This window comes from Pseudophaeobacter sp. A-200-2 (assembly GCF_041008815.1).
Classification (GTDB): Bacteria; Pseudomonadota; Alphaproteobacteria; order Rhodobacterales; family Rhodobacteraceae; genus Phycobacter; species Phycobacter gallaeciensis_A.
The window spans coordinates 138,572-154,494 of record NZ_JAXGFU010000011.1; the positions used below are offsets into that span (position 1 = coordinate 138,572).

Below are 15,923 nucleotides of genomic sequence, written 5' to 3' on the forward strand. Positions count from 1 at the left end.
AACCGCACAGGACACATCAATGCTGGATTCGACCTCAACTGCAAAATGCCCTGTTCACGCTCCTGCCGACCACCCCAAGGTGCAGCCGGAAAAGCTGGGCATTCTGCTTGCGAACCTCGGCACCCCGGATGACTACAGCTACTGGCCCATGCGCCGCTATCTGAGCGAATTCCTGTCGGACAAGCGGGTGATCGACAGCCCGTCGTGGAAATGGCAGCCGCTGTTGCAGCTGATCATCCTGACCAAACGTCCGTTCAGTTCGGGCGAGGCCTATAAATCCATCTGGAACCACGACAAGGGCGAAAGCCCGCTGATGACCATCACCAAGGACCAGACCGCCAAGATGGCAAAGGTGATGTCCGACCGGTATGGCGATCAGGTCATGGTCGATTTCTGCATGCGCTATGGCAACCCGTCGACCAAGTCCAAGGTCCGCGAAATGGTCAAGGCGGGCTGCCAGAAGATCCTGTTCGTGCCGCTCTATCCGCAATATGCCGGCGCCACATCGGGCACGGCGAATGACCAGTTCTTCCGCGCTCTGATGGAAGAAACCTGGCAACCTGCCGCCCGCACCATTCCTGCCTATTTCGATGAACCCGCCTATATCGATGCGCTGGCGCGTTCCGTCGAAGAGGCCTATGCCAAGGCCGAGAAACGCCCCGATATTCTGGTCGTATCCTACCACGGCATGCCGAAACGCTATCTGATGCAGGGCGATCCCTACCACTGCCAGTGCCAGAAAACGACGCGCCTTCTGAAGGAACGCCTTGGCTGGGAAGACACCGAGATCACGACGACCTTCCAGTCGGTCTTTGGCCCCGAGGAATGGCTAAAACCCTATACCGTCGACCACGTCGCCACGCTGGCCAAGGAAGGCAAAAAGAACATCGCCGTGATCGCCCCGGCATTCTCTGCCGACTGCATCGAAACGCTGGAAGAGATCAACGAAGAGATCAAGGAAAGCTTCGAAGAGGCGGGCGGCGAGGAATTCCTCTATATCCCCTGCCTCAACGATGATGACGATCACATCGCCGCACTGGCCGGTGTCATCGAACAGAATTTGAAAGGCTGGGTGGACTAACGCCGCGCCCCGGTTCAAATAGGATCCAATATTGGGTTACCGCCGAAGCGGCGGATCGGGGGGTTTTATGACACAGGCGCATTGGGCGGCCGCATTTGCGGCACATTGGGGGATCGAGGCGGAGCTAACCCGCCTTGATGGCGAATACGATCTGAACTTTCTGGCGCTGGCGGCGGATGGCACCGGCTATATCGTCAAGGCCATGCGCCCCGGCTGCGCGCAGGATCTGGTCGATATGCAGGTGCAGGCCCTCGACCATATCGCTAAATCCGCGCCGGATCTGCCCTGCCCGCGTGTGATCCGGGCTAGCAACGGCGCCGCAATGTGCGCGATTGCCGATGAAACCGGCGCCGAACGGCTGGTCTGGGTCATCAACCAGCTGCCCGGGCGCTGCTATGCCAAGGCGGCACCGAAATCCGACAGCCTGATCCACGAGGTTGGCGCGGTGCTCGGCCAGACTGACGCGGCGCTGGCGGATTTTCAGCATCCGGGCCTTGAGCGGGATTTCAAATGGAACCTGATGCAGGCCGGGTGGATTGCCGATGATCTGGATTGCATTGCCGATCCGGCCCGCAGGGCCCTGCTGACCGATATTCATGGCGCCTTTGCCGAACTGGTACCCGACCTTGCCAAGCTGCCGCAGCAGGCAATCCACAATGATGCCAATGATTACAATATCATCGTATCGGGAGAACTCAGCGAACCGCGCCGGGTGTCCGGCCTCATCGACCTTGGCGATATGTGCAACGCGCCGCGCGTCTGCGATCTGGCGATCGCGGCCGCCTATATCGTTTTGGACCATCCCGACCCCGAGGCCGCGCTGGCTGCGCTGGTGTCCGGCTATCATTCCGCCTGCCCACTGACCCCAGCGGAGGTAGACATGATCTGGCCGCTGTTGCGGGCACGGCTTGCGGTCTCAGTGGTGAACTCCACCTTGATGGCCGCAGAGAACCCCGATGATCCTTACGTGACCATCTCGCAGGCGCCTGCTTGGCGGTTCCTCGAAGGCTTTGACCTGAACGCCAAGCTGGTGAACGCCCGCCTGCGCGCCGCCTGCGGTCTGCCGGTGGTGGAGGGCGCCGATCGGGTGCTGGCATGGCTAAATGCAGAACGCGGCAATTTCGCTCCCCTGATGGGCGCGGACCTGAGCGACGTGCCGATGGGGTCGCTCTCGGTCGAAAACGCCACCTGGCCGCAGAACCCGTTCGATATGCCGCTGGAAGAAGCCGCCCGCGTCGGCGAGGAATACGGCACCGGCATCTGGCTGGGCTATTACAACGAACCCCGGCTGATTTATACCGCGCCCGCCTTTCGCAAGGGGCGCTGGAAGGCCAGCAACCGGCGCACCGTGCATCTGGGCGTCGATGGCTTTGCCCCGGCGGGCGCTCCCCTATATGCGCCGCTGGCGGGCGAGGTCTTCATCGTCGAGAACCGCGCGCATCACCTCGACTATGGCGGCACCATCATTCTGCGCCATGAGACACCGGCGGGAGACACCTTCTACACACTTTACGGCCATCTGGATCCGGAGTGCTGCGACCGCCTGAAACCCGGCGACACCGTGGCGCGGGGCGAAGCCTTCTGCCGCTTGGGCGATCCCACCCAGAACGGCGGTTGGGCACCGCATGTGCATTTCCAGCTGGCGATGACCACCGACGGGATCGAGGCCGACTGGCCCGGTGTCGGTGACCCGGACGAGATGTACCTGTGGCACGCAATCTGCCCCAACCCGGCGGCGCTGATGAACCTGCCCGATGACAAGACCGGCTATCAGCCCACCGACAAGGGTGAAGTCCTGAAAGGGCGCCGCGCGCATTTCGGCGGCAATCTCAGCCTCACCTACTCCGATCCGGTGATGCTGCTGCGGGGCTGGAAACACCACCTGTTCGATGAATGGGGCAGGCCCTATCTCGATGCCTATAACAACGTGCCGCACGTGGGCCATGCCCACCCACGCATTCAGGCGGTGGCGGCGGATCAGCTGAAGCGGATGAACTCCAACACCCGCTACCTGCACCCCGCGCAGGTCGCCTTTGCCGAGAAGGTGCTGTCGAAACTGCCAGCCCCGTTCGAGGTCTGTTTCTTCGTCAACTCCGGCACCGAGGCGAACGAGCTGGCCCTGCGGCTGGCCCGCGCCCATACCGGCGCCAAGGGCATAGTGACGCCAGACCACGGCTATCACGGCAACACCACCGGCGTGATCGACATCTCCGCCTACAAATTCAACGCCAAGGGCGGCGTTGGCCAATCGGACTGGGTGGAACTGGTCGAGGTCGCGGACGACTATCGCGGCAGCTTCAAACGCGACGATGCGAACCGAGCGCAGAAATTCGCGAACCTCGTCGATCCTGCGATTGCCAAGCTGAAGGACAAGGGACACGGGCTGGCCGGGTTTATCGCCGAAACCTTCCCCTCGGTCGGGGGGCAAATCATCCCGCCCAAGGGGTACCTGCCAGCGGTCTATGAAAAGGTCCGCGCCGCCGGGGGTATCTGCATTGCCGATGAGGTGCAGACCGGTCTGGGACGGCTCGGGGACTATTACTTCGGCTTTGAACACCAGGGCGCGCTGCCCGATATCGTGGTGATGGGCAAGCCCATCGGTAACGGCCACCCGCTGGGTGTTCTTGTCACCACCCGCGCCATTGCCGACAGTTTCGCCAAGGGGCCGGAGTTCTTCTCGACCTTCGGCGGTTCCACCCTGTCCTGCCGCATCGGCAAGGAGGTGCTGGACATCGTCGATGACGAAGGGCTGCAACAGAACGCCAAGGCCATGGGCGACCAGCTGATGGCAGGACTGCGGCAGCTTGAGGCGAAACATGCCTGCGTCGGTGATGTGCGCGGCATGGGGCTGTTTCTGGGGCTGGAGCTGATCAACGCAGATGGCAGCGAGGCGACCGGGATCTGTTCATACGTCAAGAACCGCATGCGCGATCACCGCATCCTGATCGGCAGCGAAGGACCCAAGGACAACATCCTGAAGATTCGTCCGCCGCTGACCATCGACAGCGATGACGTGGAGATGATCGTGCAGACGCTCGAACTTATTCTGGATGAGGTCGCCGCCCTCTGAGGGCGGCCCCACCGGACACTCTGTTTCCGGCCAGCAGGCAATAAAAAAGGCGGTGGAAAACCACCGCCTTTTTAAATCTTGCAAGAAGCAATTAGTTGCTTGCGACAGCTGCGCCAACCAGGACCAGCAGCAGCAGCGGCAGCAGGATGCCGGAAGACGAGCTTTCGGCCTGCTCAACGATTACAGGTGCTTCGATAACGGGCTCTGCCAGGTTGCCGGCAGAAGCGGTGGAAGCGGCGGCAGTCAGAGCAGCTGCGATAACGAGTTTTTTCATGTTAACCTCCAGAATTCGCGTCGGACACAACAATGGCCTACGCACCCAAGACTTATCTCGTATTTTTTTCTAACCAAGTAACCCTCGGGAATGCAAATGCTTGTTTAAAAGGGCAGCCTTGCGCGTGCGGCAATGTCGTCAAATTAGCAACACTTGCGTGCCCACCTTGGTCAGCTGAAACAGCTGCGCGATGTGCTCGTTATAAAGCCCGATGCAGCCGTTCGACGATTTCCGCCCAATTTTGCGCGTATCGTGGGTCCCATGGATGCGGTAGAACTTCCAGCTGAGATACAAAGCATGTGATCCCAATGGGTTATCCGGTCCTGGCGGGATGTATTTTGGCCATTCAGGGTTCCGTTTCAGCATGTTCGGCGTCGGCGACCAGCTGGGGCCATCAACCTTGCGGATGACTGAAGTCCGACCCCGGCGGGTCAGATCATCGGACAAGGGCACCGAAGAGGGGAACAATTTGTAGACCGATTCATCCTCTGACCAGTAATGCAGCGCCCGGCTGTCGATATCGACGAGAATCGCTCCTTTGCGCAGATTATCGAAATAGGGCCTCCAGTTTTTGGCGCGGAAGGCCGAGATATTGCGTTTGACCGGCGGTTCCGGCTCTGGCGGCGGGCGCAGGGGATCATAGGCAACATCCTCGTCCTGCGCGACACCTTCGGCGAGGGCCGGAGAGGACAGCAGCGCCGCCGACCCTGCCAGAAATTGGCGCCGGGACGGTTTATCAAACAGACTGTGGGTCATGGTCTTTCCCTGCAGGTAAACATCAAAATACTGGCGGTATATTATGGCTCTTAAGCCTCAGTCGCAAATCAAACCGCCGATTAAGGGTCCCGAATGGCCGACGCAGGTTTGCACCTGCGCCTCAGGAAGGCTAAGTGCAGGAACAATGAAACTGAGCGAGATGCATGATGACGCGTGTTTTCCTGATCCTGGCTGCTGCCTTCGTTACCCTTGCTGCGGCCTGCACTCCGGTCCCTCAGACGGGTGAGGGCGGCGGAACAGTCTACAGGATCCGCAATGCCGACAAAGTACAGATCCGTATGCTCGATTCGGTTAATGCGCTGCGCCAGGCGGCCTCTGCCCCGCAGGTCCAGCTGAATGCCCAGCTGAACGCCGCTGCCGCCACCCATTCGCGTGACATGTCGGTTCAGAACCGTCCATGGCACTTCGGCTCAGACGGGTCCTCGCCGCTGGATCGCGTCGCCCGCACTGGCTACCCCGGCTCCATGCTGGGCGAGGCGATTTCAGAAACCTACGAGAACGAGCTTCAGACCCTGACCGCCTGGATGGAAGACCGCGGTACCCGCGCGGTGATTCTGGATCCCAAGGCCACCAACATGGGCTTTTCCTGGTACCAGGAACCCAACGGTAAGATCTGGTGGACGCTGGTGATGGGCAACTAAAAGCCCGTTCACCGGGCAGCTCTGCCCCGGCTATAGGGACAGGCTGCGGATTTTCGACGCCCTCAGGGGCGCAGGGAAATCAGGGTGCCGGTCTGAACCATGGCGTAGACCTCTTCGATCTCGTGGTTCTTGACGGCGATACAGCCTGCTGTCCAATCCTTGACCCGCGCCGCACGCTTGCGGTCCTTGTGGTCATTCGGCTCTCCGTGAATGAAGATCTCTCCACCCGGCTTTTTCCCCAGGGATTGAGCATGGGCGACATCCGCCGAGTTGGGATAAGAAATGCCCACCGACAGGTGAAAACTGCTGTTCGGGTTGCGACGGTCGATCAGATAGGTGCCTTCCGGCGTCTTACCGTCGCCTTCGACACGCTTGGCCCCGTCCGGCGCAAAGCCAAGATCGACCTCATATTCGCGCAACACATCCTCGTTGTTGAGAAGATACATTTTACGCGCGCCCTTGTTGACCACGATCGAGGTCACCTCGGGGCCTGAATAGCTTTTGAACTTGCTCTCAGCCTGGCTGCACCCTGCAACCATCGCACAAGAAACCGCTCCGAGCCCGAATAACCGCCTGTCCATTTTTGAACCTGTTTTTATTGACTGCCTAGAGCGCAGAATACCCGAAAATTTCCGAACTCGAAATCACTTCTTTGTCTGCTGATCCGCGGCCGTACTGTCGGAAAGGCGCCGTTCGATGGCCTCCAGCCGCGCCAGAACTTCGTCGCGGTAGGCGCCAGTGCGCTGGTCGTCTTCTTCGGAATGGGCATCCTGCATGGAGTTCACAATCAGACCCACCAGAAGGTTCACCACGGCAAAGGTCGTGACCATGATAAACGGCACGAAGAAGGCCCAGGCATAGGGGTAGACCTCCATCACCGGGCGCACGATTCCCATCGACCAGCTTTCCAGCGTCATGATCTGGAACAGGGAATAGGCGCTGAGGCCAAGATCACCGAACCATTCTGGGAAACTATGACCGAACAGTTTGGTCGCCATCACCGCGCCAATATAGAAAATGATCGCCATCAGCAGGAACACCGAGCCCATCCCCGGCAGCGCGGTAATGAAACCCTCCACCACGCGACGCAGGCGGGGGGCTACCGAGATGACCCGCAAAACCCGCAGGATCCTGAGCGCCCGCAGCACCGACAGCCCCTGTGCCCCCGGCACCAGCGCGATACCGACGATGACGAAATCAAAAACGTTCCAGCCGCTGACAAAGAACCGCAGCCGCGCCACCAAAAGCTTGGCCAAAATCTCGGCAACGAAAATGGACAGGCACAGGTAGTCGATGAAATGGATGATCGGACCGATCCGCTCCATGATCCCGGCCGAGGTCTCCATCCCCAGCGTGACGGCATTGATCAGGATGACCGTCGTCACGAACCGGCTGAACCGGTGACTGTCCAGGATCTTGCGAAGGGTCTGCATCACGCTCATCAATCCAGTCTGTTGGGTGCCTGTCAGCTGTCCAGCGTGAAACTGGCAGCCAGTTCGGTATGGGCGGACCAGCGGAACTGGTCAACCACCTGGACCCAGTTCAGACGATAGCCCGCAGCGACCAGCGTCTTTGCGTCGCGGGCAAAGGTCACCGGGTTGCAGGAAACATAGGCAATGACCGGCGTGCGGGCCTGTGCCAACTGGGCAATCTGCGCCTCACCACCCGCGCGGGGCGGGTCGATGACCGCAGCATCGAAATGGGCGCCAAAGGGGTTCAGATCCTCAGGCAGCAACGGATTGCGGAACAGATCGCGGACTTCGGAGGTGATCTTTTTCAGCCCCTGCGCCCGGCGCCAACCCGCATCCAGCGCGACAATCATGTCCCGCTCGCCCTCGACTGCGTGAACTTCGGCATCCTGCGCTAGCGGCAGGGCGAAAGTGCCGCATCCCGCAAAAAGGTCGACAAGGCGTTTGGCGCCTTTGGTGATTTCCTGAACGGCGGACAGCAGCGCCGCCTCGCCATCTTTGGTGGCTTGCAGAAACGATCCCGGCGGCGGGCAGACGCGGGCGGGACCAAAAGCCTGCACCGGGGGCTGCTCCATCAGCACCTGCTCATCCCCCCAGGTCAGTCGGGCCACGCCGTTCTGACCAGCAATGCGCGCCAATTCCAGCCGCAGGGAGCCATCCAGGGGCTTGCCCTCGCGCACCATCACGTCCAGCCCGACCTCGGATGTGGTCAGCGTGACAGAAAGGGGCGCCTTGCGGCTGGCCCCGGCCATGGCGAGTTCCTCGGCCAATGGAATGGCCCGGATCAACGCCGGATCCAGCAGCTGGCAATCCGGAATCGGGGTGATCACATCCGATGCACGCCCGTGAAACCCGGCCATCGCGCCCTTCTTGGTGCGGCGCACGGTCAGGGTGGCGCGGCGGCGGCTGCGCGACGGCGAGGTATGGATGGGGCGGAATTCGGTCTCAAGCCCCTGCGCCCGCAGCGCGGTTTTCACCACCTCGACCTTCCAATCGGCGACAAAGGCATCGCTAGCGTGCTGCAACTGGCAGCCACCACAGGATTTATAGTGTCGGCACGGCGCCTGCACGCGGGTTTCGGAGGGCGTTTCGATCCGCACTTCGGTCAGCTGGCTGCCGCTGACTATGCCGCTGACCACCTCTCCCGGCAGGGTGCGGGGGGCGAACAAGGGGCCTTCGGCGACCCCGTCGCCCTGTTGGCCAAGACGGGTGATCGTAGCTGTGGTTCTGGCTGCATCTGTCATGCAGCGTAGATAGCCTGCGCAGACCCGGCGCAAAAGAGCCAAACGGCACGGGGCAGACAAACCCTCTTGCGCCGGTTGCTATTCGGCAGCTTCGGTCGAGTCTTCGTCGGTGCAGATAAATCCGCCGGACTGACGTGCCCAGAACTGCGCATAACGCCCGCCCTGCGCCAAAAGATCCTCGTGGCTGCCCACCTCAACCATCTGGCCCTGATCCATCACGATGATCCGATCCATTTCGCTGAGCGTGGACAGGCGGTGGGCGATGGCCAGAACCGTCTTGCCCTCCATCACCCGTTCCAACGCTGTCTGGATCGAGGCTTCGACCTCGGAATCCAGCGCCGAGGTTGCCTCGTCCAGAACCAAGATAGGCGCATCCTTCAGGATCGCGCGGGCCAGGGCGATCCGCTGACGCTGACCGCCGGACAGTTTGACGCCACGCTCGCCCAGATGCGCCTCATAGCCCTCGCGCCCCTGACCGTCCGCAAGATCCTGAATGAACTCATGCGCCTCGGCCTTCTGTGCGGCGGCGATCAGCTCTGCCTCGCTGGCATCGGGGCGGCCATACAGGATATTGTCGCGGGCGGAGCGATTGAACATGGCAGTTTCCTGCGTGACCATGCCGATCTGCCGCCGCAGGCTGTCCTGTGTGACGCCAGTGATGTCCTGCCCATCGATCAGAACGCGCCCCTCTTCGGCATCGTAAAGCCGCAAGAGCAGCGACACCAATGTCGACTTCCCGGCGCCTGAAGCCCCGACAATGCCCAGTTTCTCCCCCGGTTTGATGGTCAGGTCGATGCTGCGCACGCCGCCGATATTGCGGCCATAGGAGAAACTGACGTTATCGAAATGCACCTGTCCCTCGCGCACCACCAGATCGAAGGCATCTTCGGAATCGGTGATGCGGTCGAACCGGGCCAGCGTCTTGATCCCGTTTTCCACCTCACCCACGTTGGCGTAGATCCCCATCAGCGCAAAGCTGAGCCAGCCGGTCATCTGTGCCAGCCGGATCGCGATGGTGCCCGCCGCCACGATATCGCCTTCGCTGGCCTTTCCGCCCTGCCACAGGAGCAACGATGCACCGATCATCATCACCGGAAGAACACCGGCGCAGCCCATCAGGCAGAAGCGGAAGCTCGCTGACAGGGTGCCAAGATGCAGCCTAGCATCGCGGTAGCCCGCCATGGCATCCTTGGCGCTTTCTTCCTCGTTACCAGCATGGGCGAAAAGCTTCACCGTCTTGATATTGGTGATCGTGTCGACCACCTGCCCCGACACCATGGCCCGCGCCCCGGCCATCTTACCCGAGCGTTCGCGGACGCGCGGTAGGAACCAGCGGATCAGGCTGAAATAGCCGATGAGCCAGATCGCAAACAGCCCGGTGATCCGCCAATCGATCGACCCCAAAAGGGCAAAGGTACTGATCAGCGCCGCAAGGCCAAAGATCACCACATTGATCCCCTCGACCGCGACCTGCGTCATGGCATTGGCGGTCTGCATCTGCTTTTGCGCAATGCGCCCCGCAAAATCATCGTCGAAATAGCTGACCGACTGGCCCAAAACCCAAGTGTTGATCCGCGACAGGATCAGCGGCGAAATGAAAGGCTGCACCAGCACCGCATTGGCAAAGGCGCCGAGCCCCAGAATTGCGGGGCGAAACAGCAGGAAGAAGGCCGCAAAGGCCACCACCACCAGCATATGTTCGGCAAAGAAGGCCTGCGGCCCGGCATCAACCGCCGTGTCGATGATGAATCCCAGAAGAAAAGCGTTGAGCGTATCCATACCGCCGGCCATCACCGACAGGATCGTGAACAGCCCCAATACCGGCCAGGCCCCCGCCAGCGCCCAGCGCGCAAAGGCCACAAGCGTTTCCGGCGGCGGCCCTGCGGCAGGCCGGAACGGATTGAGACGCCGGTCGAGAAAGGATTTCAGCATTGTTCTTCTGCCTCTGCGTTCAGAAAGCCACCCGATTGGCGTGCCCAGAATTGTGCATATAGGCCGCCCTGCTGCAAAAGCGCGTCATGGCTGCCTTGTTCTGCAATCCGTCCCTGATCCAGCACCAGAATGCGGTCCATGTGGGCGATGGTGGACAGGCGGTGGGCGATGGCAATCACCGTCTTGCCCTCCATCATGCCATAAAGGGTCTCCTGAATGGCGGCCTCGACCTCGGAATCGAGCGCCGAGGTTGCCTCGTCCAGTAACAGAATCGGTGCGTCCTTGAGAATGACCCGCGCCAGGGTGATCCGCTGACGCTGCCCGCCAGAGAGTTTCACGCCGCGCTCGCCCACATGGGCGTCATATCCTGTGCGCCCCTGCGGGTCCTCCAGATCCAGAATGAACTCCTGCACCTGGGCTTGCCGGGCGGCGGCGAGCATCTCTTCCTCACTGGCATCCGGGCGGCCATAGAGCAGATTGTCCCGCACCGACCGATGCAGCAGCGCGCTGTCCTGCTGCACCATGCCGATATTCTGGCGCAGGCTGTCTTGCGTCACCTGCCGGATGTCCTGCCCGTCGATCAGAATTTGCCCCCGGTCCGGATCGTAGAACCGAAGCAAAAGCTTCACGAGCGTCGATTTGCCCGCACCAGAGCGCCCGATCAGGCCGATCTTCTCACCCGGTTTGATGGTCAGGCTGATGCTGTCCAGCCCGCCTGCCTCGCGGCCATAATGGTGCGACAGATCCCGCAGCTCGATCTCTCCCGCGCTCAGTTGCAAAGGCTGCGCTTCAGGCTGATCGACCAGCGTGATCGGCTGGGCAATCGTACGCATCCCCTCGGCCACCACGCCCAGCTGGCGGAAAAACGATGTCAGCGCCCACATGATCCAGCCGGTCATCGCGTTGAGCCGCAGCGTCAGCGCGGTTGCTGCCGCCACCACCCCGACCGAAGCCGCGCCCTGCATCCACAACAGGAAGGCCCAGCCGACGACGCCAACGATCAGCAGCCCGTTCAGCATGACCAGAACCCCATCCATGACGGTGAAGATCCGCATCTCTTCCTGAAAGGTCGTGCGCGCGTCCTCGATCGCCTCTTTGGCATAGGAAAGCTCACGATCGTCATGGGCGAACATCTTGACCGAATGGATGTTGGAATAGCTGTCCACCACCCGCCCCGTCACGGTGGACCGCGCATCGGAGGCCGCTTCGCTGGCCGGGCCCACGCGCCGCACGGTCCAGCGCACCAGCAGCGCATAAAGCGCGAACCAGATCGCCAGCGGCAGCATCAGCCGCGCGTCGGCGGCAAAAAGCAGCACCGCAGCCCCCACCAGATAAGCCAGTGAAAAGGTGATGGCGTCAAAGACCTGAAACACCACCTCTCCGGCGGCCGGGGGTGTCTGCATGATCCGGTTGGCAATGCGGCCGGCAAAATCGTTTTCGAACCAGCTGACCGATTGGCGCAGCACATGCCGATGTGCCCGCCAGCGGATGAGCGTGCCGAAATTGGGCAGGATCGCATTGTTCAGCAGCAGCACATCCACCAGCTGCAGGGCGGGCCGCAGGAACAGGATCAAAAGGGCGACGACGATCAGCTCGGTGCCGTGATCCTGCCAGACCTGAGCAGGCGTGCCGCCCAGCAGATCCACCACCCGGCCCATGTAATAGATCAGGCCGATCTCGATGGCGGCCACCACCACCGACATCATCGCCGTCAGCACAAAGACGCGTTTGAAGGGCTGGGCATAGTCGCGCAGAAACGGCCAGAGCCGCGTCGGAGGCACGTCTTTTTCGGGGTAGTCACAATAGGGATCAATGAGGTTTTCAAAGAAACGAAACATGGGCGGGTGCTCCAATCACTTGAGCAAATTATGGAATGCGGACATGCGTCAGATGGGTGCCGTCAAGGCCCCCTGACAAACGGGTGGTATCGGCGTTAGCTGTACCAGATCCCGTAATACATGAGCATTCCTCCCGGTGCCTGTCGTTCATGACAGCCCAATGGATAGACACCCAACCCGCTTTTGTCACCCCGTTTTGTCTCAGCTTGCGACTTCGCGGAGGTTCAGCCGTTCAGGCGCGCCAGCAATGCCGCGCGATCCAGGGAAAACCCCGAAGCGATCCAATCCGATTCCAGCTGTTTCAGCGCCGCGCCCAGCGCCGCACCACTAAGGTCTGGCATCAGGTCCCGCGCCGCCACCGGGCAGGTCTGGGCGCTGCCATGAGTTGCTGCCGCAAGCGCGTCCGGCGCCAGGGGTTGCTCGAGCAGTGCTGCCCGCAGGAGCAGCGCATCGCGCCCCTGATCCGCGCCCAGCCGATACCCCAGCTCACCCGCGCCCAGGGTGCCGGTTGCAGCCTCATAAAGGCGTTCCAGCCTGCGCGCCTGATCCTTGCTGAGCCGGAGCGATTCTTGCAGGTCTGCGCCGCCACTGATCGCAGCCAGCCGCCGGATCGGATCGGCAGAAAGCCCGGCCTCGCCCTCAAGATGGACAAGCGGCGCCAGAGCGCGATCATCCGCCCCCGGCAGGATCTGTCCCAGAACCCCGGTCTGGCGCATCACCGCCACCTCAGGCGCCGGATCCGGCGCGCCGAGCAGCTTCAGCAGTTCGGCCCCCACCCGTTCGCGCGACAATTTTCCCAGCCCGTCGAGGTTAGCCGCAATCGCAGCAAGCGCATCGGGGTCAAAGCCTGCAGCCTGATCGCCATACCAGGCATGGAATCGGAAATAGCGTAGCGAGCGCAGGTAATCCTCGCAGATGCGGTGGTCTGCTGTGCCGATAAACCGGATGCGCCGGGCCTGAAGGTCGGGCATCCCGCCCAAAGGATCGACAATGCTGCCGTCTGGGCGCGCATAAAGCGCGTTCACGGTAAAATCCCGGCGCGCGGCGTCCTCGGCGATATCGGTGGAAAAGGCAACGACGGCGCGGCGGCCATCGGTGTCCACATCCTTGCGAAAGGTGGTGATCTCATGCGGGATACCGCCCTTGATCAGCGTCACGGTGCCATGGTCGATGCCGGTCGGAACGGCGCGGATCCCGGCCTGTTCGGCCAGCGCCAGCACGGTGTCCGGCGGCACATCCGTGGCGATATCAAGATCCGAGACTGGCACCCCCAGCAGCGCATTGCGCACGCATCCGCCCACGAACAGCGCCTGCGCGCCCGCCTCTGTCAGCGCGGCGCAGACGGCTTGCGTCTCGGGCGCATGCAGCCAGGGTTGGTCGATCCGCATCAGCTCTGCATCCGGTCTGCAAACTGGCGCAGCATCCGTGCGGTGGCCCCCCAGATGTAATAGGGACCATAGGGCACAGTGTAATACCGCCGCCGCGTACCCCGCCAGCGGCGCGATTCGATGATGTAATTGGCCGGATCCAGAACATGAGAAAGCGGCACCGAGAAGACCTCGGCCACCTCGCCCGCCTCAGGGCGGACGTCAAACTCTGACCTCAGCAGTGCCACCACCGGCGTGACGGTGAAACTGGTGACCGTTTCATGGGTCGGCAGCGCGCCCAGAACCTCGGGCAGATCCTGCGGCAGACCGATCTCCTCACAGGCTTCGCGCAGGGCAGTATGAGTGACATCCCTATCGCCCTCGTCCACCTTGCCGCCCGGAAAGGCGATCTGCCCCGGGTGGTGTTTGAGCGCAGAAGACCGTTTTGTCAGGATGACCCGCGGGGCACCTGAGGCCAACGAGATCGGCACCAGAACGCCGGCCGGGCGCAGCTTGCGCGCCTGCGGCAGAGACATCTCCGGATTGAGGTCAAAATCCGAGGACCCCGCATCCGGGCCGCTTTGCACGGCCATGGAAAGGCGCTGTTTCAGGTCCTCGGGAGTGTCATACATATTGTCGGTCGCTCAGCTCGCTTTGATCAGGACGGCGGGTTTTCGGCCTCAAAGCCCAGCGTCTTCGGGTCCAGATCATAATGGGCGCCGCAGAACTGGCAATCGGCGGTCACCCGGCCGTCCTCTGTGGTCATCGTCTCCAGATCCTTGGCCGAGTAGATCGACAGGCTGTTGCGCACCCGCTCTTCCGAGCAGGTACAGCCAAACTGCACCGCCTGCGCATCATAGACGCGCGGCTGTTCCTCGTGGAACAGTCGGACCAGAAGATCGGTCGGCGAGACCGTTGGGCCGATCAGTTCCAGATCCTCAACCGTGGCCAGCAGCATATTGACCCGGTTCCAGTTTTCCGCGGTCTCTTCCGGGATCAGATCCGCCGCATTGAGGATATCCCCGGTGCCCTGCAGTTCTGCCGCAAAGGGCGACGCCTTGGGCATGTGTTGCAGCATCATGCCACCCGCGCGCCAGCGTTCGGAGACGCCCGGTTCGGAAGATTTCCCAAAGCTGAGGCTGAACCGCGTGGGCAGCTGCTCGGACTGGGCGAAATAGGCCTCGGCGCAGGCCGAAAGCGAGCCGCCCGCCAGCGGTGTGATCCCCTGATAGGGCTGCATATCGTGGCCCTGGTCGATCATGATGGCAAAATACCCCTCGCCCACCTGATCAAAGGGCAGGCCGGGCTCCAGCCGGGAGGGATCATAGCTGGCATAGGCGCGGATCCGGGCCGGATCGCCCTCTTTCTCTGGTGCGTAGTAATCGGTGGCGATCATCCGCACGGCGGCGCCCTTGGACTGCACCTGCAGCGACAGTTTCCAGCGCAGTTTGATGGTCTGGCCGATCAGAGCGGTCAGCAGGGCCATTTCGGCCACCAGCGCCTCCACCTGGGGCGGATAGTCGTGCTGTTTCAGAATACCATCCAGAACGCCGTCAAGACGCGCGACGCGGCCGCGCATGTCCGAGGCATCAAGCTGGAAGGGCAGGACCGTATCGTCCCACGCGATTTTCGAACCAAGTGTCATGGGGTTTCCTTACACGCCGGAGGTTGGCATATCGAGCCTATATAGGGTTTTGCCATTCGGAGTGAAGGGGGCGCATGTGATCAGACGTTTTGGAAAGCCGCCCGAAGCGGGGCGAAGCTACAGGCTGCGGCCCGGAATCTATGCGCTGCTTCCGCGCGACGGGCAATTGCTGCTGACCTGCCAGATGGATCCGGGGCCGGACATCCAGCTGCCCGGAGGCGGCATTGACCCCGGCGAATCGCCCCTGCCCGCGCTGCATCGGGAGGTTTATGAGGAAACCGGATGGAGTATCGCCGCGCCACGTCGCCTTGGTGCGTTCCGGCGGTTCGTCTTCATGCCGGAATACGATCTCTGGGCGGAGAAACTCTGCCATATCTATATGGCCCGGCCCCTGCGCCGCTTGGGCCCTCCGCTGGAGCCCGGCCACGAGGCGCTGTGGATGCCCGCTGATGAAGCCGTAACGCACCTCGGCAACCCCGGGGATCGCCATTTTGCCGCCCGGTTCTGCCCGTAGGGAAAATGGGGACCGTCCACCACACAACATAGCCCCGGGGGCACTCCCGCGCGTGACTTGAACGGCCCACT

Annotated in this window: 14 protein-coding genes; 4 read left to right on the forward strand and 10 right to left on the reverse strand. The window is 61.9% G+C overall.

The genetic code is table 11. The features are described 5' to 3' along the window. Positions 1 to 19 precede the first annotated feature (19 nt). Positions 20 to 1,081 carry a ferrochelatase gene (hemH, locus tag SM766_RS17385; RefSeq protein WP_368948576.1) on the forward strand — a complete coding sequence of 354 codons (1,062 nt, stop codon included), beginning with the start codon at positions 20 to 22 and terminating at the stop codon, positions 1,079 to 1,081. Positions 1,082 to 1,148: 67 nt separating this feature from the next. Next, the gene (locus SM766_RS17390) at positions 1,149 to 4,151 is read left to right on the forward strand and encodes an aminotransferase class III-fold pyridoxal phosphate-dependent enzyme (RefSeq protein WP_368948577.1); all 3,003 of its coding nucleotides are present in this window, start codon (positions 1,149 to 1,151) and stop codon (positions 4,149 to 4,151) included. Between the two features lie 91 nt (positions 4,152 to 4,242). Here the strand turns inward: SM766_RS17390 and SM766_RS17395 are convergent, their stop codons facing one another. Then, positions 4,243 to 4,425 carry a hypothetical protein gene (locus SM766_RS17395; protein WP_065272066.1) on the reverse strand — a complete coding sequence of 61 codons (183 nt, stop codon included), beginning with the start codon at positions 4,423 to 4,425 and terminating at the stop codon, positions 4,243 to 4,245. 138 nt (positions 4,426 to 4,563) lie between these two features. Continuing rightward, on the reverse strand, positions 4,564 to 5,181 hold the full coding sequence (locus SM766_RS17400; RefSeq protein WP_065272065.1) for a L,D-transpeptidase: 618 nt from the start codon (positions 5,179 to 5,181) through the stop codon (positions 4,564 to 4,566). 167 nt (positions 5,182 to 5,348) lie between these two features. On the opposite strand from SM766_RS17400, the gene dalA reads away from it, so the two are divergent. After that, on the forward strand, positions 5,349 to 5,843 hold the full coding sequence (gene dalA, locus SM766_RS17405) for a divisome-associated lipoprotein DalA (protein WP_065273655.1): 495 nt from the start codon (positions 5,349 to 5,351) through the stop codon (positions 5,841 to 5,843). Positions 5,844 to 5,905: 62 nt separating this feature from the next. Here dalA and SM766_RS17410 read toward each other — a convergent pair whose 3' ends face one another. The 8 genes from SM766_RS17410 to hslO form a co-directional block, all read right to left on the reverse strand. Next, positions 5,906 to 6,424 (reverse strand): L,D-transpeptidase family protein, encoded by a 519-nt coding sequence (locus SM766_RS17410; protein WP_065272064.1) that lies wholly within the window; start codon positions 6,422 to 6,424, stop codon positions 5,906 to 5,908. Positions 6,425 to 6,487: 63 nt separating this feature from the next. After that, complete coding sequence (locus SM766_RS17415; RefSeq protein WP_368948578.1) at positions 6,488 to 7,285, reverse strand: ion transporter; 798 nt, start codon at positions 7,283 to 7,285, stop codon at positions 6,488 to 6,490. Positions 7,286 to 7,308: 23 nt separating this feature from the next. Beyond that, positions 7,309 to 8,556 (reverse strand): class I SAM-dependent RNA methyltransferase, encoded by a 1,248-nt coding sequence (locus tag SM766_RS17420; protein ID WP_368948579.1) that lies wholly within the window; start codon positions 8,554 to 8,556, stop codon positions 7,309 to 7,311. A gap of 78 nt (positions 8,557 to 8,634) precedes the next feature. After that, positions 8,635 to 10,488: an ABC transporter ATP-binding protein gene (locus SM766_RS17425; RefSeq protein WP_368948580.1), complete on the reverse strand. Its 1,854-nt coding sequence runs from the start codon at positions 10,486 to 10,488 to the stop codon at positions 8,635 to 8,637. After that, the gene (locus SM766_RS17430) at positions 10,482 to 12,326 is read right to left on the reverse strand and encodes an ABC transporter ATP-binding protein (RefSeq protein WP_368948581.1); all 1,845 of its coding nucleotides are present in this window, start codon (positions 12,324 to 12,326) and stop codon (positions 10,482 to 10,484) included. The genes SM766_RS17425 and SM766_RS17430 overlap by 7 nt, the downstream gene beginning before the upstream one ends. 224 nt (positions 12,327 to 12,550) lie before the next feature. After that, on the reverse strand, positions 12,551 to 13,714 hold the full coding sequence (locus SM766_RS17435; protein ID WP_368948582.1) for a CCA tRNA nucleotidyltransferase: 1,164 nt from the start codon (positions 13,712 to 13,714) through the stop codon (positions 12,551 to 12,553). Continuing rightward, positions 13,714 to 14,286: a CoA pyrophosphatase gene (locus SM766_RS17440; protein ID WP_490363368.1), complete on the reverse strand. Its 573-nt coding sequence runs from the start codon at positions 14,284 to 14,286 to the stop codon at positions 13,714 to 13,716. The genes SM766_RS17435 and SM766_RS17440 overlap by 1 nt, the downstream gene beginning before the upstream one ends. A 65-nt stretch (positions 14,287 to 14,351) precedes the next feature. After that, the gene (gene hslO, locus SM766_RS17445; protein WP_274829333.1) at positions 14,352 to 15,338 is read right to left on the reverse strand and encodes an Hsp33 family molecular chaperone HslO; all 987 of its coding nucleotides are present in this window, start codon (positions 15,336 to 15,338) and stop codon (positions 14,352 to 14,354) included. 76 nt (positions 15,339 to 15,414) lie between these two features. Here hslO and SM766_RS17450 point away from each other — a divergent pair, with 76 nt between their 5' ends. After that, complete coding sequence (locus SM766_RS17450) at positions 15,415 to 15,852, forward strand: NUDIX hydrolase (RefSeq protein ID WP_368948584.1); 438 nt, start codon at positions 15,415 to 15,417, stop codon at positions 15,850 to 15,852. Positions 15,853 to 15,923: the final 71 nt, after the last annotated feature.